This is a genomic window from Halosaccharopolyspora lacisalsi, from assembly GCF_014137975.1.
GTDB lineage: Bacteria > Actinomycetota > Actinomycetes > Mycobacteriales > Pseudonocardiaceae > Halosaccharopolyspora > Halosaccharopolyspora lacisalsi.
In genome coordinates this window covers 1-22594 of the sequence record NZ_JACGWZ010000004.1, presented here as the reverse complement: position 1 = coordinate 22594, position 22594 = coordinate 1, and the positions used below count along the sequence as shown (strand labels likewise).

15 protein-coding genes and 3 rRNA genes are annotated in these 22594 nt (G+C 66.3%); 7 read left to right on the top strand and 11 right to left on the bottom strand.

Annotated elements, in window-relative coordinates; translation table 11 throughout:
* The first annotated feature begins 54 nt into the window (after positions 1-54).
* Both FHX42_RS14215 and lipB read left to right on the top strand, forming a co-directional pair.
* Positions 55-939 (top strand): TIGR01777 family oxidoreductase, encoded by an 885-nt coding sequence (locus FHX42_RS14215; RefSeq protein WP_182544880.1) that lies wholly within the window; start codon positions 55-57, stop codon positions 937-939.
* A gap of 24 nt (positions 940-963) precedes the next feature.
* Positions 964-1713: a lipoyl(octanoyl) transferase LipB gene (gene lipB / locus FHX42_RS14210; RefSeq protein WP_182544879.1), complete on the top strand. Its 750-nt coding sequence runs from the start codon at positions 964-966 to the stop codon at positions 1711-1713.
* Between the two features lie 75 nt (positions 1714-1788).
* Here the strand turns inward: lipB and FHX42_RS14205 are convergent, their stop codons facing one another.
* Positions 1789-2736 carry an LLM class F420-dependent oxidoreductase gene (locus FHX42_RS14205; RefSeq protein WP_182544878.1) on the bottom strand — a complete coding sequence of 316 codons (948 nt, stop codon included), beginning with the start codon at positions 2734-2736 and terminating at the stop codon, positions 1789-1791.
* A gap of 166 nt (positions 2737-2902) precedes the next feature.
* On the opposite strand from FHX42_RS14205, the gene FHX42_RS14200 reads away from it, so the two are divergent.
* Together FHX42_RS14200 and lipA are read left to right on the top strand one after the other, a co-directional pair.
* Positions 2903-3838, top strand: coding sequence for an oxidoreductase (locus FHX42_RS14200; RefSeq protein WP_182544877.1), 936 nt, complete (start codon positions 2903-2905; stop codon positions 3836-3838).
* A gap of 48 nt (positions 3839-3886) precedes the next feature.
* The gene (gene lipA, locus FHX42_RS14195; protein ID WP_182544876.1) at positions 3887-4888 is read left to right on the top strand and encodes a lipoyl synthase; all 1002 of its coding nucleotides are present in this window, start codon (positions 3887-3889) and stop codon (positions 4886-4888) included.
* A gap of 64 nt (positions 4889-4952) precedes the next feature.
* Here lipA and FHX42_RS14190 read toward each other — a convergent pair whose 3' ends face one another.
* Both FHX42_RS14190 and FHX42_RS14185 read right to left on the bottom strand, forming a co-directional pair.
* Complete coding sequence (locus FHX42_RS14190) at positions 4953-5504, bottom strand: hypothetical protein (RefSeq protein WP_220480368.1); 552 nt, start codon at positions 5502-5504, stop codon at positions 4953-4955.
* Positions 5504-6865 (bottom strand): molybdopterin-dependent oxidoreductase, encoded by a 1362-nt coding sequence (locus FHX42_RS14185; protein ID WP_182544875.1) that lies wholly within the window; start codon positions 6863-6865, stop codon positions 5504-5506. Before FHX42_RS14185 ends, FHX42_RS14190 begins: the two co-directional genes overlap by 1 nt.
* Positions 6866-7002: 137 nt before the next feature.
* On the opposite strand from FHX42_RS14185, the gene FHX42_RS14180 reads away from it, so the two are divergent.
* Entirely contained in the window at positions 7003-7728 is a 726-nt protein-coding gene (locus tag FHX42_RS14180; protein WP_182544874.1) for a DUF4191 domain-containing protein, read from the top strand.
* Between the two features lie 65 nt (positions 7729-7793).
* Here FHX42_RS14180 and FHX42_RS14175 read toward each other — a convergent pair whose 3' ends face one another.
* Positions 7794-8252 carry an RDD family protein gene (locus FHX42_RS14175; protein WP_182544873.1) on the bottom strand — a complete coding sequence of 153 codons (459 nt, stop codon included), beginning with the start codon at positions 8250-8252 and terminating at the stop codon, positions 7794-7796.
* Positions 8253-8436: 184 nt separating this feature from the next.
* On the opposite strand from FHX42_RS14175, the gene glnA reads away from it, so the two are divergent.
* Both glnA and FHX42_RS14165 read left to right on the top strand, forming a co-directional pair.
* Complete coding sequence (gene glnA / locus FHX42_RS14170) at positions 8437-9861, top strand: type I glutamate--ammonia ligase (RefSeq protein ID WP_182544872.1); 1425 nt, start codon at positions 8437-8439, stop codon at positions 9859-9861.
* A gap of 158 nt (positions 9862-10019) precedes the next feature.
* Entirely contained in the window at positions 10020-10949 is a 930-nt protein-coding gene (locus FHX42_RS14165) for a hypothetical protein (protein WP_182544871.1), read from the top strand.
* A 63-nt stretch (positions 10950-11012) separates the two neighbouring features.
* Here the strand turns inward: FHX42_RS14165 and FHX42_RS14160 are convergent, their stop codons facing one another.
* From FHX42_RS14160 to tyrS, 7 genes are all read right to left on the bottom strand, one after another.
* Positions 11013-11948, bottom strand: coding sequence for an NADP-dependent oxidoreductase (locus FHX42_RS14160; protein WP_182544870.1), 936 nt, complete (start codon positions 11946-11948; stop codon positions 11013-11015).
* Between the two features lie 61 nt (positions 11949-12009).
* Positions 12010-15075: a bifunctional [glutamine synthetase] adenylyltransferase/[glutamine synthetase]-adenylyl-L-tyrosine phosphorylase gene (locus FHX42_RS14155; RefSeq protein WP_182544869.1), complete on the bottom strand. Its 3066-nt coding sequence runs from the start codon at positions 15073-15075 to the stop codon at positions 12010-12012.
* A 62-nt stretch (positions 15076-15137) separates the two neighbouring features.
* Complete coding sequence (locus FHX42_RS14150) at positions 15138-15890, bottom strand: type 1 glutamine amidotransferase (protein ID WP_182544868.1); 753 nt, start codon at positions 15888-15890, stop codon at positions 15138-15140.
* A gap of 95 nt (positions 15891-15985) precedes the next feature.
* Positions 15986-16103 (bottom strand): 5S ribosomal RNA (gene rrf, locus FHX42_RS14145).
* A gap of 78 nt (positions 16104-16181) precedes the next feature.
* Positions 16182-19278 (bottom strand): 23S ribosomal RNA (locus FHX42_RS14140).
* A gap of 294 nt (positions 19279-19572) precedes the next feature.
* Positions 19573-21105: ribosomal RNA gene (locus FHX42_RS14135) — 16S ribosomal RNA — on the bottom strand.
* The 16S, 23S and 5S rRNA genes sit together here, the layout of an rRNA operon.
* Positions 21106-21826: 721 nt before the next feature.
* A partial coding sequence (gene tyrS, locus FHX42_RS14130) for a tyrosine--tRNA ligase (protein WP_182544867.1) occupies positions 21827-22594 on the bottom strand: 768 nt, incomplete at its 5' end.

The window sequence follows — 22594 nt, the reverse complement described above, 5'->3', positions numbered from 1 at the left end:
TTTTACGTCCATCGGGTGGTCGCGCCGCGGCGCTCGCTGCGCGATGATCGACACATGCGTGTGGTCATCGCCGGATCCTCGGGACTGATCGGTACCCATCTCGTGCCAGCGCTCCGGCACTCCCGGCACGAGGTGATCCGCCTCGTGCGCCACGAACCCGGAGCTCCGGACGAGCGCGAGTGGGACCCCGACGCGGGCAGGCTCGACAGCACCGTGCTGGAGGGGGCCGACGCCGTGGTCAACCTCTGCGGCGCCGACCTGGGGCAACGCCGCTGGTCGGCCGAGCGCAAGAAAGCGCTGCTGGACTCACGGGTCCGACCGACCGCGCTGTTGGCGGCCGCCGTGGCCGAGCGGGGTGTCCCCGTCCTGGCCAACGCCTCGGCCGTGGGCTACTACGGCGACACCGGTGACCGGGTGATCACGGAGTCCTCCGAGCCGGGAGCGGGATTCCTAGCCGACCTGTGCCGCCAGTGGGAGGAAGCGACCAGGCCCGCCGCAGGGGCGCGGATCGCACTCCTGCGAACCGGCCTCGTGCTCTCCCCCGCCGGGGGACTGCTCGGCCGGCTCAAACCGCTGTTCTCGTGCCTGCTCGGCGGCCGGCTGGGCAGTGGCGCCCAGTACATGCCGTGGATCTCGCTGGACGACGAGGTGTCCGCCATCCGGTTCGTGCTGGAGAACCCCGACGTGTCCGGTCCCGTCAACCTCACCGGGCCGAACCCCGTCACGAACGCGGAGTTCACGCGAGCACTCGCCGACGCCGTGGGCAGACCCGCCCCCTGGGTCGTGCCGAGCTTCGTCCTCCGGACGGTGCTGGGAGAGTTCGCCGACGAGGGAGCCCTGGTCGGGCAACGTGCGCTGCCGCGCGTCCTCGAGCAGCACGACTTCACCTTCGACCACCCCTCGGTGCACGCGGCACTCGCGGCGGCTGTCGCGTCCTGACCGCTTCGGCGTAACCTGGCGCGAGTGAGTCGCACGAATATCTCTTGCCGCGCCTCGACCGATCCAGTCGAGGTACGCGACCTGGGCACGATCGACTACTTGGCCGCGTGGGACCTGCAACGGCAACTGGCCGCCGAACGTGCGGCCGGTTCCGGCGGCGACAGCCTGCTGCTGTTGGAGCACCCCTCGGTCTACACCGCGGGCAAGCGCACCGAGCCCGAGGACCGGCCTCAGGACGGAACTCCCGTCATCGACGTCGACCGCGGTGGAAAGATCACCTGGCACGGTCCGGGACAGCTCGTGGGCTACCCGATCCTGCAGCTGTCCGACCCGGTCGACGTGGTGGACTACGTTCGCCGCCTCGAGCAGGCCCTGATCCGGGTCTGTGACCGGTTCGGCATCCGCACCGGCCGGGTCGAGGGCCGCAGCGGCGTATGGCTGCCCGCCGACGAGCACCGCCCGGAGCGCAAGATCGCCGCGATCGGCATCCGCGTGCAGCGCGGCGTCACCATGCACGGGCTCGAGCTCAACTGCGACTCGGACATGGTCGAGTTCGATCGGATCGTGCCGTGCGGGATCAGTGACGCCGGGGTCACCTCGCTGTCGCAGGAGCTCGGCAGGGACGTTCCGGTGTCCGAGGTGATGCCGCTGGTCCAGCAGGGCGTCCTCGACGCCGTGGAGGGCACCCTGCCGGTGGAGGAGCGCGACATCGCCCGTCAGGAGACCCCGGACGCCGCGGGCGTGACCCTGGCCCTGGACCCCAGCCTGCGCTGAGTGAGCGCGTCGTCGTGGCGGCGAGAGCGCCGAAACGACGCGCCCACCCTTCGCACCGAGACCATCGGAGGGGCTTCAGCTCAGCTGCGGCATGACCTTGGAAGCCACCAGTTCGAGGTGGTCGAGGTCGGACAGGTCCAGCACCTGGAGATACAGCCGATTCAGCCCGGTGCGCCGCCGCCAGTACCCGATGGTGTCGACGACCTGGGCCGGACTACCGGCGAGACCGTTGGTCCTGAGCTCGTCGGGATCGCGACCGATGGCCGCCGCCCGGCTTTCGACCTGGGCATCGTCCTCGCCGACGCACAACACCAGTGCCGCGGAACGGACGATCTCCGAAGGCTCGCGCCCGATCTCCGCGCACGCCTGTTCCACGCGGCCGAACTGCGTGGCGGCGGTGTCCACGTCGACGAAGGGCAGATTGAACTCGTCGGCGTAGCGCGCGGCCAGCATCGGAGTCCGCTTCTTGCCCGCTCCGCCGACCAGGACCGGTGGACGCGGACTCTGCACGGGTTTCGGCAACGCCGGCGAGTCGGCGAGCCGGTAGTAGGTGCCGTCGTAGTCGAAGGTCTCGCCCCGCGGCGTTGCCCACAGACCGGTGATGATCTCCAACTGCTCGGCGTAGCGGTCGAAGCGCTCCCGCAGCGGAGGGAACGGAATGCCGTAGGCGGTGTGCTCCTCCTCGTACCAGCCACTGCCGATGCCGAACTCCACGCGTCCGCCGGACATCTGGTCGGCCTGGGCCACCGAGACGGCCAGCGGTCCGGGCAACCGGAACGTACCCGCGCTCATCAGCGTGCCCAGTCGGATCCGACTCGTCTCCCGGGCCAGCCCGGCCAGGGTCAACCAGGCGTCGGTGGGGCCGGGCTCACCGGAGCCCCCGCCCATCTTCAGGAAGTGGTCCGACCGGAAGAAAGCATCGTAACCGGCCGATTCGGCGGTACGCGCCACGCGCAGCAGGTCGTCGTAGGTCGCCCCTTGCTGGGGCTCGGTGAAAACCCTGAGTTTGAATGCCTCGCTCACGGCTCCCGAGGCTAGCCGCGGCCCGAGGACGGCTGCGAGTCGAGTCCTCCGCCTCGTCGGCGAGGCGATCCCTTAGTCAGACGCGTTTCTCGATCTCCACGCCGAGTGCTCGATCCCCGGAGGGCGACATTTTTCACCGCGGGCAGAGCACGGGTACATAGGGAGTATGACCGCTTGGACGGAAGCCGACATCCCCGACCAGCACGGGCGGACCGTGCTGATCACCGGAGCCAACTCCGGCCTGGGACTGCACAGCGCTCGTGCCCTGGCCACCAGGGGCGCCCGGGTACTGCTGGCCTGCCGCAGCGCCGAACGCGGCCGGGACGCGCTCGCGCGGGTCCGCGCCGAGGCCGACGTCGAACCGGAACTGGTCGAGTTGGACCTCGCCGACCTCGGATCGGTGCGTAAGGCCGCCGAGGACGTGCGCGAACGCAGCGAGGACTCTCTCGACGTGCTCATGAACAACGCCGGCGTGATGGCGCCGCCGAAGCAGTGGACCGGGGACGGCTTCGAGCTCCAGATCGGCACCAACCATCTCGGTCACGCCGCGCTGACCTGGTTGCTCATGCCGGCCCTGCGCAGCAGGCCCGGCTCTCGCGTGGTGACCCTGTCCAGCCTCGCCCACCACGGCTGTCACCTCGACACCGAGGATCCGAACTTCCGGAGCCGCCACTACACCCCCTTCCGGGGTTACTCGCAGTCCAAGCTCGCCAACCTGCTGTTCATGCTCGAGCTGGACCGCAGGGTGCGGCACTCGAACCTGAAAGTGATCAGCGTGGCCGCTCATCCCGGGATGACCGAGACCGAGCTGGCGACGAACTCCGTGCGCGCACGCTCGCTTCCCGCCGCGGTCACCAGCACGGCCGGAGCGATCAACAAACTCATCAGCCAACCCACCGACCAGGGCGCGCTGCCCCAGCTCTGCGCCGCCACCGCGCCCGGTGTTCGAGGTGGCGACTACTTCGGGCCGAGTGGATTCGGGGAGATGCGCGGCCGCCCGAAACGGGCCAAGATGCACCGCGCGGCCACCGAAGAGCGCACGGCGGCACAGCTGTGGAAGGTCACCTCGGAACTCACCGGGGTGCGACCCGAACCGGTGTGAACCGTCGGTGGTTTCGAACAACGGGGGTACACGGCGTAACCTGTTGCCGTGACTGTGACGCCTGAGGGTCGGAAGCTGTTGCGGCTGGAGGTCCGCAACAGTCAGACACCGATCGAGAAGAAGCCGTCGTGGATCAAGACCCGTGCTCGGATGGGACCTGAGTATCAGGAGCTGAAAAGCCTGGTCAAACGGGAAGGGCTGAACACCGTTTGCGAGGAGGCCGGCTGTCCCAACATCTTCGAGTGCTGGGAGGACCGCGAGGCCACCTTCCTCATCGGCGGAGATCAGTGCACCCGCCGGTGCGACTTCTGCCAGATCGACACCGGCAAACCCGCCGAGCTCGACACCGCCGAACCCCGCAAGGTCGCCGATTCGGTCCAGGCCATGGGATTGCGCTACTCCACGGTGACCGGGGTGGCCCGTGACGACCTGGACGACGGGGGTGCGTGGCTGTACGCCGAGACCGTGCGTCAGATCCACGAGCTCAACCCGGGCACCGGTGTGGAACTGCTCATCCCCGACTTCAACGCCGAACCGGACCAGCTCGCCGAGGTCTTCTCCTCCCGACCGGAAGTGCTGGCCCACAACGTGGAGACCGTGCCGCGCATGTTCAAGACCATGCGTCCGGCCTTCCGCTACGACCGCTCACTGCAAGTGATCACCGAGGCCCGCAACGACGGGCTGGTGACCAAGTCCAACCTCATCCTGGGGATGGGCGAGACACCGGAGGAGGTCGAGCCCGCACTGCGCGACCTGCGCGATGCCGGCTGCGACATCATCACCATCACCCAGTACCTGCGGCCCAGCCCCCGGCACCACCCCGTGGACCGCTGGGTCAAGCCGGAGGAGTTCGTCGAGCACACCAAGACCGCCGAGGCGCTGGGCTTTCCCGGCGTGATGGCCGGCCCCCTGGTGCGCTCCAGTTACCGCGCCGGGCGCCTGTTCGCCAAGGCGACCGAACACCGCGGTATGCCGCTGTCGGAGAACCTGCAGCACCTCGTTCAGGCCGGCACCGCCTCCCAGGAAGCCAGCAACCTCCTGGCCCGGTGATTCGTAGAGCACACGGACCGGCCGTGCAGGACCGGTGGGTGCGCCCGCCGATCCGCACGGTCGCTCACTCCCGACCGGGGTCGCGTCGACCGAGCGCGGCCCCGATCTTCTTCTTCAGTCGCGCCAGTCCCGCCTTCGTCTCCGGCCAGTACGCGATCCCCACGCGCAGCGCGTAGACGAGGGCGCTGGCACCGAACATCACCGCGGTGATCAGTAACCAGCGTTGGGAGAACGGCTCCTGCGTCTGCCCGGTCGCCGCCCGGTACCAGACCGAGCCCTGCTCGATGATGCCCGGGAAGAACAGCAGCAACAGCAGCCCGGAGCCCAGTATCGGCACCCGGAGGTGGTTGACCGGTGAGAACGGCAACCGCCACCGGACGCGGCGCAGCACCGTCGAGCCTGCGGTGAGAAGTCGGTCCCCGAGAGCGTAGCCGGGGAACAGCACCAGATCGTGAGCGATGACGGCGACGACGAACCAACTCACCATCCGGGTGAAGCTCGGGTTCTCGACGAGGTGACTCACCGCGTAAACGACGAGCGCGAAGCAGGCCGCCAGCACGAACAGGTGCGACGGACTCGCCCCGTAAAGCCGCCGCGCTCTCCGCAACACTCGCATCAACGACTCCGGAACTCGATCGAACGGACCCACTTGGTGTTGTGCACCCCCGGTAGCGCGGGGACGATGACGCGAGCCGGATAACCGTGGTCGAGGGCCAGCTCGGCGCCGTTGACCCGCAGCGCCAGCAATGCGGCGGGATCGAGGACCTGGTTGGCCTGCAAGGTGGCCCGGTCGAAGGCCCCCGCGGTTTCCAGGGACGCCACCAGCGCCGAAGCCGGATCGGGGACTCCCGCCGACTCCGCCAGGTCCCGCAGCCGCACCCCCGTCCAGGTCTGGGTGGTCGCCCACCCCTCCACGCACGCGATCGGCAGGGTCGCGGTGTGCTGTGGCATCGCCAGCAGGCTCGCCCGGTCCAGCTTGACCGGCCGTGGCCCGCCGGACAGGACGAGCCGCCAGCCGGGCCCGGTCTCGCGCGGATCGATCAGCGAGGCCTCGAAGGTGCGATTGACCTGGAATCCGTTCGGCCCCGCACCCTGGGAACGCCCCCTCGGCAGCAGCAGCGCGAAACGACGCGTGAAACCGCCGACGACCTGCCCCGCGGTCAGCACGGCCACCAGCAGCGACCCCCCGCCCACGAGACCGAGCGCCGCGCGACGGCTGAGCGTCGGCTCCGCGGGCTCCGCCGCGACCAGACCGTCCTCGTCCGGTGGTTCCGGACGCGTCCGCTCGCGGGGAGTACGCAGCTCGGCACGCAGTGAGCGGGAGCGCAGCGCGGTCACCACCCGGGGCAGCTTGACGGTCACGTGCGCGACGAAGCCACCGATGAACACCCACGCACCGAAGTAGTGCGCCGCGTAGAAGCTGAAGCCGAACACGTAGTCGTACTGGATGTTGAGGACACCGGTGACGATCTCGAAGAGCACTCCGCCGACCAGCAACAACAGCGACAGCCGCTCCAGCAGCTGGGCCGGTGAGCGCACCGGTGGCCAGGAGGACAGTTTCGGCACGACCGACCACAGCTTGGCCAGCACCACGGGGACCAGCACGAGACCGAGGACGACGTGCAGGCCCTGGTTCGCCTGATACAACCACGCGGGCCGGGTCGGCCAGGTGAACGGCGGCAGGCGTAGCCAGCCGACCTCGGCCGGGATGGCCTGCCCGAACTGGGGAGCGTAAGCGATGTAGGACAACAGTCCCGTTACGGTGACGATCGGCAGCGTGATCAGCAGCACCACCCCGAGTGCCGAGGTCAACCACGGCCCCCGCAGGGGGCTGCGCCACAAGCGGGAGCGCCCGAAGCCGGGAGGACGGTGCCGCGCCAGCGCTCGCCACAGCCCCGCGGGGAATCCGTAGGAGTCGCCTTGGCGCTCATCGGAACGAGCATCGCCCTCTTCGGCGCGAGACGGTGATTCGGTCACTGGAGATGCTCCGTCAAACAGCGCCCGGCGGGCTGTCAGCAGCGCTGACCACCCCACCTGGCCGTACACGACGACTGGTCGTGAAGTATTCGGCACCGCCTCAGCAGAGGATTGGTCCCGCGCCGTATCCTGGAAACATGGCCAAGCAGGACAAGGCAGCCAAGAAAGCGGCAGCCAAGCAGAAGCGACAAGCGTCCATGGCGCGCTTCAAGCAGATGTTCGAGGCGTTCAAGATGCAGCGCCGCGAGGACAAGCTACTGCTGCCGTTGATGCTGGGGACATTCATCGGCGTCACGGTGGTCGTGTTCCTGCTCGGTCTGATCTGGGGACTGCACTGGTTCTTCCTCCCGGTGGGCGTCGCACTCGGCGTGCTGGGCGCCGTCATCATCTTCGGGCGCCGGGTCCAGGCCAACGTCTACCGCAAGGCCGAGGGACAACCCGGTGCGGGCGGTTGGGCCCTGGAGAACCTGCGCGGCAAGTGGCACCTGACCCAGGCCGTGGCGGGGACCGGGCAACTCGACGCTGTGCACCGGGTGATCGGCCGTCCCGGCGTCGTGCTCGTCGGCGAGGGGTCGCCGAACCGGGTCAAGAACCTGTTGTCGCAGGAGAAGAAGCGGATCTCGCGACTGGTGGGCGAAACGCCGATCTACGAGTTCATCGTCGGCAACGAGCAGGACCAGGTTCCGATCGGCAAGTTGCAGAACAAGATCATGAAGCTGCCCCGCAACCTCAGCGCCGCCCAGGCCGCGTCGCTGGACAAGCGGTTGTCCGCGCTGGCCAGCCGCAATGACTCCACCCCCAAGGGCCCGATGCCGCAGGGCGCGAAGACGCGCAGCATGCAGCGCGCCACTCGCCGGCGCTGACGGCACCCGGATTCCGCGGTTTCGCGCGGCACCGCGTCACCACCCGACGCGGTGCCCGGAAACACCTAGCGCTGGATGACCACGGTCGCGGACAGGCGGTCGTGCCAGGAGCGCCCGTCCAGGTTCCAGAGCACGGCCGGCACCAGCAGCCCGCTGAGCACGCAGCGCAGCAGTGCCCGTGGCACCCCGATCATGGCGGCTCCGTCGAGGCGGGCGACCCAGATCCGCATCACGGCCATACCGGGGGTGAAGCCGAAGAAGCTCACCGGAACGACGGTGATGACGAACCAGGCGAACAGGCTCCAGTGGCCAGGGTAGTCGGGAGCGGTGAACAAACCGGCCACGAGCGCGGCCAGAGCGACGTCGATGAAGAATCCGAGCGCGCGCCGGCCCGTGGGAGCCGCGGCCCCGGGCCCGCTCTCCGGCAGCCCGAGTCGCTCGCCTCGCCAACGCTGTTGCTCGGTGTCATCCTGGTCACGTACGGATCTCGGGCCGGACAGCCAGGATCCCGTCGTTTTACCCACGTTCCCAGGATACGGCCCGTGGCCGTAACCGCTGGTGCGGGCGCGTCATCACCCCGCGACACTCGTTAACGTCGGCGAAACACGAGGGTGACGACCGGGCAACACCGGCCCCATAACGTGTCAGGCGAGTCGGCGCCGAAACGATGCCGATGAGCAACACGAGCGTGTGAAGGAGCCATCGAGGGTGTTCAAGAATCCAGACGAGGTCCTACGCTTCATTTCCGAGCAGGACGTGAAGTTCATCGATGTCCGGTTCTGTGACCTGCCGGGGGTCATGCAGCACTTCACCGTGCCCGCCGCGGCGTTCGACCACGACACCTTCACCGAGGGGCTCGGCTTCGACGGTTCGTCGGTGCGTGGTTTCCAGTCCATTCACGAGTCGGACATGCTGCTGCTGCCCGACCCCCAGACGGCACGGGTCGACCCCTTCCGCACCGAGAAGACGCTGATCCTCAACTTCTTCGTGCACGACCCGTTCACGTTGGAGCCCTACAGCAGGGATCCGCGTAACATCGCGCGCAAGGCGGAGCAGTACCTCGCGGAATCCGGCATCGCCGACACCGCTTTCTTCGCCTCCGAGGCCGAGTTCTACATCTTCGACTCGGTGCGCTACTCCGAGAACGCCAACTCCTCCTTCCACGAGGTCGACTCGATCGAGGGCTGGTGGAACACCGGCCGCGAGGAAGAAGGCGGCAACCTCGGTTACAAGACCCGCATGAAGGGCGGCTACTTCCCGGTCGCACCGTACGATCAGCTCGCCGACCTGCGCGACGAGATGACCACCGAGCTGATCAACGCCGGGTTCACCGTCGAGCGCGCTCACCACGAGGTCGGCACCGGCGGCCAGGCCGAGATCAACTACAAGTTCAACACGATGCTGCACGCCGCCGACGACCTGCAGCTTTTCAAGTACATCATCAAGAACACCGCGTGGCGCAACGGCAAGACCGTGACGTTCATGCCCAAGCCGCTGTTCGGCGACAACGGTTCCGGGATGCACTCCCACATGTCGCTGTGGCAGGAGGGCATCCCGCTGTTCCACGACGAGTCGGGCTACGCCGGCCTGTCGGACACCGCGCGCTACTACATCGGCGGGATCCTGCACCACGCGCCGAGCCTGCTGGCACTGACCAACCCGACGGTGAACTCCTACCACCGTCTCGTGCCGGGCTTCGAGGCTCCGGTCAACCTGGTGTACTCCCAGCGCAACCGCTCGGCATGCATGCGCATCCCGATCACAGGCACCAACCCGAAGGCCAAGCGCGTCGAGTTCCGCTGCCCGGACCCCTCCGGCAACCCGTACCTGGGCTTCGCCGCGATGCTCATGGCGGGTCTGGACGGCATCAAGAACAAGATCGAGCCCGCCGAACCGATCGACAAGGACCTCTACGAGCTCCCGCCGGAGGAAGCCAAGGGCATCCCGCAGGTTCCGGGCAGCCTGGCCGAGGCCATCGACAGCCTGGAAGCCGACCACGAGTACCTGCTCGAGGGTGGCGTGTTCACCGAGGACCTGATCGAGAACTACATCGCGCTGAAGCGGGAGAACGAGATCGACCCGATCCGGCTCCGCCCGCACCCGTACGAGTTCGCGCTGTACTACGACGTGTGATCTCCGGATCAGTAGCCGGCAGCAAGCTCCGCAAGTAGTCCAGCGTCGTCTTCACCGGAGCGTGGGGAGGGCGGCGCTGGACTGCTCGCACGTCCGCGCCGGGAGGGCGGACCGCGAGGCAGCTATGGGCATCGGCGGTCACGTGGCAGCATCACGGCATGGGCCGCGACGACCGTCCGCACGCCGCCCCCGTCACGGATGACCACCTCGACGAGTTGCGCGGGATGATCTCCCACCTGGTCGCCCTCGACGGTGTGCACGGTGGTGCCGAAGTCGCACCGATCGCCTCGCGCGGCTTTCGCCACGCGCAACGCGTCCTCGGCGAGGGCCGGTACCCGTCCAGGATCGAACGCGACCTCGAAGCCGTCACGGCCGAGCTCGGCGAACTGTCCGGGTGGCTGCTGTTCGACGCCGAACACCACGACGAAGCACGCGCGATCAACGCCGAGGCGTTGAAGCTGGCCCACCTCGCCGGCGACGCCTCGATGGAATGGTTCATCCTGTCGAACCAGGCGCTGGGCAGCGTCCACACCGGCCGCTGCCGCGAAGCGTTGCGGATCTCCCGAGGCATGAGCGAGCGCGAGCTACCGGGTCGCGTACGTGCCCTGTTCGACGTGCGCACCGCCCGTGCTCTGGCCTCGCTCGGCGACGAGACCGAAGCGCTACGCGCTCTCGACCGTGCCCGCTCGGCATTCGCCGACGGCACCACCAGCCGGGATCCCCCGTGGTCGTGGTGGTTCGACGAACGCGAACTCGTCGGGCACGCGGGCATGATCCACGCGAGCCTGGGCAACCCCACGCGGGCCCTGCCGTTGCTGGCGAAGGCCGTGGAACGCTCCGAAGGACGCGAACACCTCCGGTGGGCGCTCTACATCCACCGGGCGAACCTGCTGCGGGCCGCCCTGCGGGCAAGCTCGTGGACCGAAGCCGAGCACGTCGCCATCGATCTGGTCCCGATGGTCGGTGAAATCGCCTCGGCCCGCACCGAGGGGGCACTCCGGCGCATCACAACGGGACCGGAGCGACGCCCGAACCTGCCGTCCACGCTCGACGACGCTCTCGACCGGATCGGCGGGCTCCTCACTTGAAGGTGGCCGGGCGGATGTGGCGCCGCTCGGCCACCGTTCTCCCATCGCTGTGGTCCGTGCGGGTCAGCCGGTGGTCAGGACGAGTTTGCCCCGAACGTGTCCCCGTTCAAGCAGCTCGTGAGACTGCTCGGCCTGCTCCAGGGGCAGGGTGCGCTGAATCTCCACCCGGAGCCGACCTTCGTCGACGAGCTCGGCCAGCCAGCCGAGCTGCTGGGAGTCGGGGCGCACGAAGACGTACCGCCCGCCCTGGTTCAGGACGGTCTCGGCATCCTGGACCGAAGCGTGGCGCTGCGCTCGGCGCACCATCGACACCGAGTCCGTCAGCGCCTGACCTCCCACGAAGTCCAGCGCCACGTCGACCTTGCCGTCGCCACCGACGAGGTCGGCGACTCGTGACGGCAACCCGTCACCGTAGGTGACCGGCTCCGCCCCGAGCTCGCGCAGGAACTCGTGATTGCCCTCGGAAGCCGTGCCGATCACCCGAGAAACACCGAGTTCCCGCGCGATCTGCACGGCGAGGTGGCCGACGCCGCCGGAAGCGGCGTGCACCAGCACGACATCGCCTTCGCCGGCATCGGTGGCACGCAGCATCTGCAGGGCCGTCAATCCGGCGAGGGGAAGCCCCGCCGCCCGCGTGAACTCCAGTGACCGAGGCTTGTGGGCAAGAGTCCGGACGGGCGCGGAAACGAGCTCCGCGTAGGTCCCGTTCTGGACGTGGTCCTCGCGGGCGTAGCCCAGAACCTCGTCCCCGGAGCGATACTCGGTCACCGCCGGTCCGACCGCACGCACGACTCCGGCCACGTCCCACCCCGGGATCAGCGGAGTGTGGTGCGGGATCATCCCCTGCAGATAGCCGCGTCGGACCTTCCAGTCCACCGGGTTCACCCCGGCGGCCCGTACCTCCACCAGGACCGTGTCCGGGCCGACCAGCGGGTCAGGCAGCTCCTGCTCGTGCATTACTCCGGGCTCGCCGAACTCGGTGAGCGCAATCGCCTTCATGATCGGGACAACGCCGCGGGGACGACGCCGTATTCCCCGCCCGGCACCGACCACGGCAAGCTCACCCGTTCGTGTCCTGCACCGGCTCATCGAAGAACACGCGCTCGACCACCGCACGCGCGCGTCGCGTGACACGCAGGTAGGTGTCCAACACCTCACCCGTGTCCACTCCCGAGTAACCGAGTGCCGAAGCCACGGCAGCGAGTTCCCTGACCTGCTTGGGAAGCTGGTCGCCGGGCTTGCCCCGTACCAGCATCACGGCGTTGCGCGCGCGCATCGCCAGCGTCCACGCCTCGACGAGCGTCTCGACGTCGGTTTCCTCCAGCACGCCCACGCGGGCGGCCGCCCGCAGACCCTCCGTGGTGGAGGTCGTCCGCAGCTCCGGGAACTCGTCGGCGTGGCGCAGCTGCAGCAGTTGGAGCGTCCACTCCACGTCCGTCAACCCGCCCCGTCCGAGCTTGGTGTGCGTCGCGGGGTCCGCTCCCCGGGGGAGGCGCTCGGAATCGACCCGCGCCTTGATTCGGCGGATCTCCCGCGTTTTCGCTCCGTCCAGGCCACCCGCCGGGTAGCGCAGGAAATCCACGGCCCGACAGAACCGGTGCCCCAGGTCGGCGTCACCGGCCACCGGGCTCGCGCGGAGCAGCGCCTGCCACTCCCAGACCTGCGCCCAACGACGGTAGTAGGCCAGATACGAATCCAGGGTCCGCACCAGCGCCCCGCTCCGCCCCTCCGGTCGCAGGTCGGTGTCGACCTCCAGCGGCGGATCCTGGGTCGGGCGAGCCAGCAACCTGCGTACCTGTTCCACCACGGAGGTCGCGAAACGAACCGCCGTGGACTCGGAAACCCCCTCGATCGGCTCGCACACGAACAGCACGTCCGCGTCCGACCCGTAACCGAGTTCGGCCCCTCCCAGCCTGCCCATGCCGATCACCGCGATCCGGGCGGGCACCTCCGCGGCTCCCCACTCCGAACGGGTGGCCACCTCGCGGGCGGACGCTTCCAGCGCGGCCTCCAGAACGGCCGCCCACACGCTGGACAAGGCCCGGAACACAGTCGCGGGTTCCATCAGCCCCAACAAGTCCGCACACGCCACGCGCAACAGCTCGTGGCGCCGCAACGACCTGGCCGCCGTCACGGCTCGTTCCGGCTCCGCGTGACGTGAAACGGCGCTGCGCAGGGACCTCGCCACTTCGTCCGGATCCCGCCCGGTCAGCGTCGTGGGATCGGAAAGCAACCGCAGCACCTCGGGCGCCCGGACCAGCAACTCCGGTACCAGCTTCGACGTGCCCAGCAGCACCGCCAACCGCTCGACCACGACCCCCTCGTCCCGCAACAGCCGCAGGTACCAAGGCGTCTCCGCCAACGCCTCCGAGACCTTGCGGTAGGCGAGCAATCCCCCGTCCGGGTCGGGGGTTTCGGCCAGCAAATCCAGCAACATCGGCAACAGCGCGCCCTGAATGCTCGCTCGGCGAGACACCCCCGAGGTCAGGGCACCGATGTGCCGCAACGCCCCTTCCGGTGAGGTGTAGCCCAACGCCGCGAGTCGCTCGACGGCAGCACCGGTGGTCAGTCGCAGCGCCTCCGTGGGAACCTTCGCCACCGACTCCAGCAGCGGACGGTAGAACAGCTTCTCGTGCAGTCGGCGAACTCGGGCACTGTGCCTGCGAAACTCGGTGACGAGAACGTCGGAAGCGCTCTTCCGGCCGTCAGAGCGCAGACCCACCGAGCGAGCGAGGGGATGTAGCGTCTCCGGATCGTCGGAAGCCGGAAGCAAATGGGTCCGCCGCAGTCGTCGCAACTGCAACCGGTGTTCCAGAGTGCGCAGGAAGCGGTAGGAGTCCACCAGCTCCGCGGCGTCGCTGCGAGCCACGTAGCCGTTCTCCCCCAGGCTGCGCAGTGCCAGCAGCGTGGGCCGGATCCGCACCGACTCGTCACTGCGTCCGTGCACCATCTGCAACAGCTGGACGGCGAACTCCACGTCGCGCAGTCCGCCACGGCCGACCTTGAGCTCCCGCTCGGTCTGCTCCCGCGGCACGTGGTCCTCGACCCGTCGCCGCATCGAGCGGACATCGGCGACGAAGTCCTCGCGTTCGGAGGCCGTCCACACCAGGGGCTGGACCGCTTCGAGATAGCGATCGCCGAGATCGAGATCGCCCGCCACCGGCCGCGCCTTCAGCAGCGCCTGGAACTCCCAAGTGCGTGCCCAGCGACGGTAGTAACCGAGATGGCTGTCCAGCGTGCGCACCAGCGCACCGGCCTTGCCCTCCGGGCGCAGGGCCGCGTCCACGTCGAAAAAGGCGGTCCCCGCCACGCGCATCATCGTGCTGGCCAGTCGCGTTCCCTCCGCGACGTCCTGTTCCCGCTCGGCGACGAAGACCACGTCCACGTCACTGACGTAGTTCAACTCCCGCCCGCCGCACTTGCCCATCGCGATCACCGCGATACCCGACGGTTCGGACGAGCCCACCTCGGCCACCGCCACCGACAGCGTCGCGCGCAGCGCCGCGACCGCGATGTCGGAAAGCACACCGACGACCTGCTCGTAGGAGGCTTCGGGCAGGCTCGGCTCGACAACGGCCGCGAGATCCGCCGCCGCCACGTCCAACAACAAAGCGCGATAAGCGTGGCGCAGAGCGCTCGTCGCTTCGGCACCGGTCAGCGCGGCCACCGGTCCCTCCGCGGTCCCCGGCTCCCCCTCGCCGACGGCTCCCACGGCGTGCAAGAGCACCGAAGTACAACTGCCGACCTCCCACATCCACTCGTGCTCGGCCGAACGCAACCGACGCCAGTCCCGCGGGTGCGCCACCAGGTGATCCGCGAAGGCAGCGGAGATGCCCAAGATCCCGAACAAGCGGCCTCGTAGCCCCCGGTCCGAGAGCAACTCCTCCGACAGCCACGCCCACTCCTCCCCCAGCGTTTCCCGCAGCCGCTCCACGGAAAGCAGGGCGAGATCAGGATCCGCCGTGCGGGACAGCGCCGTCACCACCGGTTCGGCGGCCTCCAACGGTCCCCGGTGCGACCACCAACCCGCGGCACGGAGTTGTGCCTCGGCACGCTGGGCATCGCTGAAACCGTAGCGAGCGGGCGAGGGCGCCGAACCCGTCCGAGAAGAACCACCAGAGGTCATAGTCGAACCGTAGTCCTCCATCCCGAACGATCGAGTGGTGTGGCTTCACCACGCGGACGAAGTCACACCAGTGGGAGGGACCGACTCGAGGTTCGTCGCTCCGGTGGCTGAGCGGCCATTCGTACGAAGCGCTCCGCGACGGGACGCCACGTCTCGGCGAGATCCTCGTGGAAGGAATCGAGATGGTCACGGGAGAGCTGACCGGCGCGGGCGGACTCGGCCAGCTCCGGCATTCGACGTTGCCACTCGAGTACCGTCTCGGTGGTCGTCTCGACGTGGAACTGCATACCGTAAGCCACGTCGCCGACCCGAAATGCCTGGTTGTCACATTTCGGGGAGGAGGCCAACAATTGCGCGGAAGGCGGCAAAGTCATCACCTCGTCGCGGTGGAACTGCATGACATCGGGAGTGAGCGGCAACGGTCCCAGCAATGCGTCGTCCGCCGCGTGATCACGCTTGGCGACCAGCAGTGTTCCGGCTTCCGGACCACTACGCGACTGCTGCACCCGGCCACCGGTAGCCGTCGCCAGCAACTGGGCACCCAAGCATATCGCCAGTACCGGAGTCCGCCGTCCGACGGCTTGGGACAGCAGCGAGCGAATATCGCTCAACCACGGGTACTGCGCGTCATCGAGAGCCCCCATCTCACCCCCCAGCACCACCAGAGCGGAGTACTCGCCGAGTTCGGCGGGGAGCTGTTGTCCGGCGGGATCGACGACGTCGATTTCGGAACCACTGGCGATCAGCCATTCGCCCAATCGCTGCGGCGGGTCCGCTTCGGACGGTTGGACGACAAGAATCCGCACATCACCCATGCCGGTCAGCATACGTTGAAACGCGACGCGGTTGGTGGGTCGTGATGTGAAAGGGGCCCCCGCACGGGGTGCGGGGGCCTCTTTGTGGTGAATGTGGTCGGCGGTGTCCGAGTCTCCCACACCCGTGGGGGTGCAGTACCTTGGGCGCTGGGGGGCTTAGCTTCCGGGTTCGGGATGGGTCCGGGCGTGTCCCGCCCCGCTGTGGCCACCGACCACAAGTCTGTATGGGGTTGGGGGTTGTTGTTTCAGAGCCGGATGGTGGATGCGAGTAGTGGTGCTGTGCGGTGTGGTGTGGGGTAAGTCCTCGGCCGGTTAGTACCCGTCCACTGAACACATTGCTGTGCGTGCATGTCGGGCCTATCAACCCACTGGTCGGGTGGGGGCCTTAACCCACTGGGGGTGGGAGACCTCATCTGGGAACGGGCTTCCCGCTTAGATGCTTTCAGCGGTTATCCGTGCCGAACGTAGCCAACCAGCCGTGCCCCGGGCGGGACAACTGGCACACCAGAGGTTCGTCCGTCCCGGTCCTCTCGTACTGGGGACAGCTTTCCGCAGGTCTCCTGCGCGCGCGGCGGATAGGGACCGAACTGTCTCACGACGTTCTAAACCCAGCTCGCGTGCCGCTTTAATGGGCGAACAGCCCAACCCTTGGGACCCACTCCAGCCCCAGGATGCGACGAGCCGACATCGAGGTGCCAAACCATGCCGTCGATATGGACTCTTGGGCAAGATCAGCCTGTTATCCCCGGGGTACCTTTTATCCGTTGAGCGACACCGCTTCCACCTGCCAGTGCCGGATCACTAGTCCCTGCTTTCGCACCTGCTCGACCCGTCAGTCTCACAGTCAAGCTCCCTTGTGCACTTACACTCGCGGCCTGATTGCCAACCAGGCTGAGGGAACCGTTGGGCGCCTCCGTTACTCTTTAGGAGGCAACCGCCCCAGTTAAACTACCCACCAGGCACTGTCCGTGAACCCGATCAGGGTTCGACGTGAGACGCACGCTGCGACCAGAGTGGTATTTCACCAACGACTCCACCCCCACTGGCGTAGAGGGCTTCGCAGTCTCCCACCTATCCTACACAAGCCGTAGCCCGCGCCAATACCAAGCTATAGTAAAGGTCCCGGGGTCTTTCCGTCCTGCCGCGCGAAACGAGCATCTTTACTCGTCCTGCAATTTCACCGGGCCTGTGGTCGAGACAGCGGAGAAGTCGTTACGCCATTCGTGCAGGTCGGAACTTACCCGACAAGGAATTTCGCTACCTTAGGATGGTTATAGTTACCACCGCCGTTTACTGGCGCTTCCATTCTCCGCTTCCCCACATGGTGGGTAACGAGTCCTGTTAACGTTCCAGCACCGGGCAGGCGTCAGTCCGTATACCTCGTCTTACGACTTCGCACGGACCTGTGTTTTTAGTAAACAGTCGCTTCTCCCTGGCCTCTGCGGCCACCCCGAGCTTCACACGCGCGGTGCTACACCGGGGGTGGCCCCCCTTCTCCCGAAGTTACGGGGGCAATTTGCCGAATTCCTTAACCACAGTTCACCCGATCGCCTTGGTATACTCAACCAGACCACCTGTGTCGGTTTCGGGTACGGGCCATGGACACACATCGCTAGAGGCTTTTCTCGGCAGTGCGGGATCACCGACTTCGCCACAACGGCTCGGTCTCACCTCTCACCCCTGCAGCCGTCCGGATTTGCCTGGACGGCGGGCTACGGGTTTACACCAGTACTACCACTCACTGGCTCGGGCTACCCTGCTGCGTCACCCCATCGCTTGACTACTCCCGGATCAGGTCCCATGCCACTGGACTCCACACCGGCTCGAAAGCCGGCGCGGGCAGCGGGATGGTTAGTGTCCCCGGTTCCGCCATGGGCGCGTGCCCACGGGTACGGGAATATCAACCCGTTGTCCATCGACTACGCCTGTCGGCCTCGCCTTAGGCCCCGACTCACCCTGGGCGGACGAACCTGCCCCAGGAACCCTTGGTCATTCGGCGGGAAAGATTCTCACTTTCCATGCGCTACTCATGCCTGCATTCTCACTCCCCCACACTCCACACCGGTTTACACCGATGCTTCCGCGCAGTGGGGGACGCTCCCCTACCCACCCCACCCAACAGTGTTGGGCACGGTGACACGGCTTCGGCGGTACGCTTGAGCCCCGCTACATTATCGGCGCAGGATCACTCGACCAGTGAGCTATTACGCACTCTTTCAAGGATGGCTGCTTCTAAGCCAACCTCCTGGTTGTCTGGGCAATCCCACATCCTTTTCCACTAAGCGCACACTTAGGGGCCTTAGCCGGTGTTCTGGGCTGTTTCCCTCTCGACCGTGGAGCTTTTCCCCCACGGACTCACTGCCACGCTGCTACCACGGGCGTATTCGGAGTTTGGCTGACGTTGGTAACCCTCATCGGGCCCCGCCACCAACCAGTGCTCTACCCCACCCGGGCACCACGTGACGCTGCACCTCAATGCATTTCGGGGAGAACCAGCTATCACGAAGTTTGATTGGCCTTTCACCCCTACCCACAGCTCATCCCCCAGGTTTTCAACCCTGGTGGGTGCGGGCCTCCACACGGTCTTACCCGCGCTTCACCCTGGCCATGGGTAGCTCACTCCGCTTCGGGTCCGCACCACGCGACTTCGACGCCCTATTCAGACTCGCTTTCGCTCCGGCTACCCCACAACGGGTTAACCTCGCCACGCAGCCGCGACTCGCAGGCTCATTCTTCAAAAGGCACGCCATCACACCCGCACAGGGCGCTCTGACGGTTTGGGGGCACATGGTTTCAGGTACTCTTTCACTCCCCTCCCGGGGTACTTTTCACCATTCCCTCACGGTACTATCCGCTATCGGTCACCAGGAAGTATTTAGGCTTAGCGAGTGGTCCCGCCCGATTCACAACGCCCTCCACGGAAACGCTGCTACTCGGGGCCACCGCCCCAGGCCATGCCTGCAGTGTTCACCTACGGGACTCATCACCCACTCCGGTCACCGCCTCCACGGTGTTCGGCTCACCACAGCACGACCCTGGCAGACGAATAGATCCGCCCAGCGGGCCCCAACGACCCCACACACGCAACCCCTATCCGGTTTCCACGCGCGTGGTTTAGCCTGTTCCGCGTTCGCTCGCCACTACTAGCGGAATCACCAGTGTTTTCTCTTCCTACGGGTACTGAGATGTTTCACTTCCCCGCGTTCCCTCCACACACCCTATACATTCAGGTGCGGGTAACCCGACATCACTCGGGCTGGGTTTCCCCATTCGGACATCCTCGGATCACCGCTCGGTAGACAACTCCCCGAGGCTTATCGCAGCCTCCCACGTCCTTCATCGGCCCCTGGTGCCTAGGCATCCACCATGTGCCCGTCTAACTTGCCACACAAGCCACACAAACAAATTACAGCACAGATGCTCGCATCCACTATCCAGTTCTCAAACAACAACCCAGACAACACACCCACCCCACCCACCCCCAGATCGAAACACCGTTCCGACCTTCACGGGCGGGCTCCGGGGGCATGTTCCCTCAGAACCCAACAGCATGCCTGCAGCGAGCACACCCCCACCGCGTCCCCCCACACGGGGAAACCACGCCGAGAGCGACCACACGTCCACACCCCCATCCGGAGGCATCGTCCACGCGCGGGTTTGATGGTCCCACTGAACTCCTTAGAAAGGAGGTGATCCAGCCGCACCTTCCGGTACGGCTACCTTGTTACGACTTCGTCCCAATCGCCAGTCCCACCTTCGACCACTCCCCCCACACACAGTGTGGTTGGGCCATGAGCTTCGGGTGTTACCGACTTTCGTGACGTGACGGGCGGTGTGTACAAGGCCCGGGAACGTATTCACCGCAGCACTGCTGATCTGCGATTACTAGCGACTCCGACTTCACAGGGTCGAGTTGCAGACCCCGATCCGAACTGAGACCGGCTTTAAGGGATTCGCTCCACCTCGCGGTCTCGCCACCCTCTGTACCGGCCATTGTAGCATGTGTGAAGCCCTGGGCATAAGGGGCATGATGACTTGACGTCGTCCCCACCTTCCTCCGAGTTGACCCCGGCAGTCTCCCGCGAGTCCCCACCATCACGTGCTGGCAACACAGGATAAGGGTTGCGCTCGTTGCGGGACTTAACCCAACATCTCACGACACGAGCTGACGACAGCCATGCACCACCTGCACACCAGCCCAAAGGGAAACCCCATCTCTGAGGCAATCTGGCGCATGTCAAACCCAGGTAAGGTTCTTCGCGTTGCATCGAATTAATCCACATGCTCCGCCGCTTGTGCGGGCCCCCGTCAATTCCTTTGAGTTTTAGCCTTGCGGCCGTACTCCCCAGGCGGGGCGCTTAATGCGTTAGCTACGGCACGGAAACCGTGGAACCAGTCCCCACACCTAGCGCCCAACGTTTACGGCGTGGACTACCAGGGTATCTAATCCTGTTCGCTCCCCACGCTTTCGCTCCTCAGCGTCAGTATCGGCCCAGAGACCCGCCTTCGCCACCGGTGTTCCTCCTGATATCTGCGCATTTCACCGCTACACCAGGAATTCCAGTCTCCCCTACCGAACTCAAGTTTGCCCGTATCGACCGCACGCCCACCGTTAAGCGGCAGGTTTCCACGGCCGACGCGACAAACCGCCTACGAGCTCTTTACGCCCAATAAATCCGGACAACGCTCGCACCCTACGTATTACCGCGGCTGCTGGCACGTAGTTAGCCGGTGCTTCTTCTACACCTACCGTCACACCCACACGGGGCCTTCGTCGGTGTCGAAAGAGGTTTACAACCCGAAGGCCGTCCTCCCTCACGCGGCGTTGCTGCGTCAGGCTTTCGCCCATTGCGCAAGATTCCCCACTGCTGCCTCCCGTAGGAGTCTGGGCCGTGTCTCAGTCCCAGTGTGGCCGATCACCCTCTCAGGCCGGCTACCCGTCGTCGCCATGGCAGGCCATTACCCCACCATCCAGCTGATAGGCCGCGGGCTCATCCCATACCGCCGGAACTTTCCACACCCAGACCATGCGGCCAGATGTCCTATCCGGTATTAGACCTCGTTTCCAAGGCTTATCCCCGAGTACAGGGCAGATTACCCACGTGTTACTCACCCGTTCGCCACTCATCCACCCCGAAGGGCTTCAGCGTTCGACTTGCATGTGTTAAGCACGCCGCCAGCGTTCGTCCTGAGCCAGGATCAAACTCTCCATCCATGGATCATCAAAACCCCAGCACACCACACACATCCAACCCAACACCCCACAAACAGGGCATCACCGGCCGGACCCGCATGGCGCTGACAAAAAACAAAACCGAATCAACGGCTCCGCATCAAACACTCACCAAAACAGGCACACTGTTGAGTTCTCAAAGAACACACCCACCCACCGGCAGGCACCCACGGACACACCGCAGAATCAATTATCCTTCGCTTCGTTCCAACACCACTCTAGCAAACCCACAACCCGGCATTCACCCGGGGGTCACCCCCCGAACACCCGGCACAGAGCCACCACAGCGGGCAGAACCACCACACAACCACAACCCGGCCACGCGGCTACTTCACCAGTCTAACCCAACCCGAAACCACCAGCACACCGGGGGGCAAACCCCCGATCCCAGCGAATCCACGATTCAGCCACAACCAGATATTCACAACAATAACAACACCGAAAAAACCAGCCCACAACCACCCCGAGAAAACCCCGGAACACGCCGCAGAACCAGCAACCAACTTTTCGGCAAGACCGCATCCACCCTACCAGCAACACCAGTAGACCGAATCCGACCCCCAGCACCCGGCCCACCGCGCAGTCCGTTCCGTGCTGACTCCTCACAAGTTACGCGGCCGTGAACGCAGCGTCAAATCGGGGGTCCCGCACCCCCGAAGACGCGAAACCGCAGGTCAACTGTGCAGCGCCACCCGTCACGATGCTAGTTGATCACGCGTACCCCAGCGGTGTGGCGCTTGCCACGTCGCATGACGAGCCAGTGCCCGTGCAACAGCTGCTCCCGGGAGGGGGTCCACTGGTCATCCACGATCTTGGTGTTGTTGACGTAGGCCCCGCCCTCACCGATCGTGCGGCGGGCCGCCTTCCGCCCGCTCTCCAGGCCCGTCTCCACCAGCAAATCGACGAGCGTGGGTTCGTCGCCGATCCTGACCTCGGCGGTGGGAACCTCCGCCATGGCGGAGGCCAGCGTGCTCTCGTCGAGCTCGGCCAGGTCACCCTGTCCGAACAGTGCCTGGCTCGCGGCGATGACCTGCCGAGTCGCCTCCGCACCGTGCACCAGCGTGGTCAGCTCCTCGGCCAACCGACGCTGCCCCGCCCGCAACTGCGGACGCTCGGCGGTGGTGTGCTCGAGCTCCTCGATCTCCTCCGGCTCCAGGAAGGTGAACAACCGCAGGTACTTGCCCACGTCTGCGTCATTGGTGTTCACGAAGTACTGGAACCACGCGTACGGGGAGGTCATCTCCGGATCGAGCCACAGGTTGCCACCTCCGGTGGACTTGCCGAACTTGCGTCCCTCGGAATCGGTGACCAGCGGCATCGTCATACCGTGCCCGGTCGCGCCCTCCATTCGGCGCAACAGGTCGACCCCGGCGACGATGTTGCCCCACTGGTCCGATCCCCCCAGTTGCAGCCTCGTTCCGTAGCGCCGGTAGAGCTGGACGAAGTCGTTGGCCTGCAGCAACATGTAGCT

Coding starts and splice junctions, on each gene's coding strand:
- FHX42_RS14215 (WP_182544880.1), top strand. CDS start 55: ATGCGTGTGGTCATCGCCGGATCCTCGGGACTGATCGGTACCCATCTC.
- FHX42_RS14200 (WP_182544877.1), top strand. CDS start 2,903: ATGACCGCTTGGACGGAAGCCGACATCCCCGACCAGCACGGGCGGACC.
- FHX42_RS14190 (WP_220480368.1), bottom strand. CDS start 5,504: ATGCGAGTGTTGCGGAGAGCGCGGCGGCTTTACGGGGCGAGTCCGTCG.
- FHX42_RS14180 (WP_182544874.1), top strand. CDS start 7,003: ATGGCCAAGCAGGACAAGGCAGCCAAGAAAGCGGCAGCCAAGCAGAAG.
- FHX42_RS14165 (WP_182544871.1), top strand. CDS start 10,020: ATGGGCCGCGACGACCGTCCGCACGCCGCCCCCGTCACGGATGACCAC.
- FHX42_RS14160 (WP_182544870.1), bottom strand. CDS start 11,948: ATGAAGGCGATTGCGCTCACCGAGTTCGGCGAGCCCGGAGTAATGCAC.
- FHX42_RS14155 (WP_182544869.1), bottom strand. CDS start 15,075: ATGACCTCTGGTGGTTCTTCTCGGACGGGTTCGGCGCCCTCGCCCGCT.
- FHX42_RS14150 (WP_182544868.1), bottom strand. CDS start 15,890: ATGGGTGATGTGCGGATTCTTGTCGTCCAACCGTCCGAAGCGGACCCG.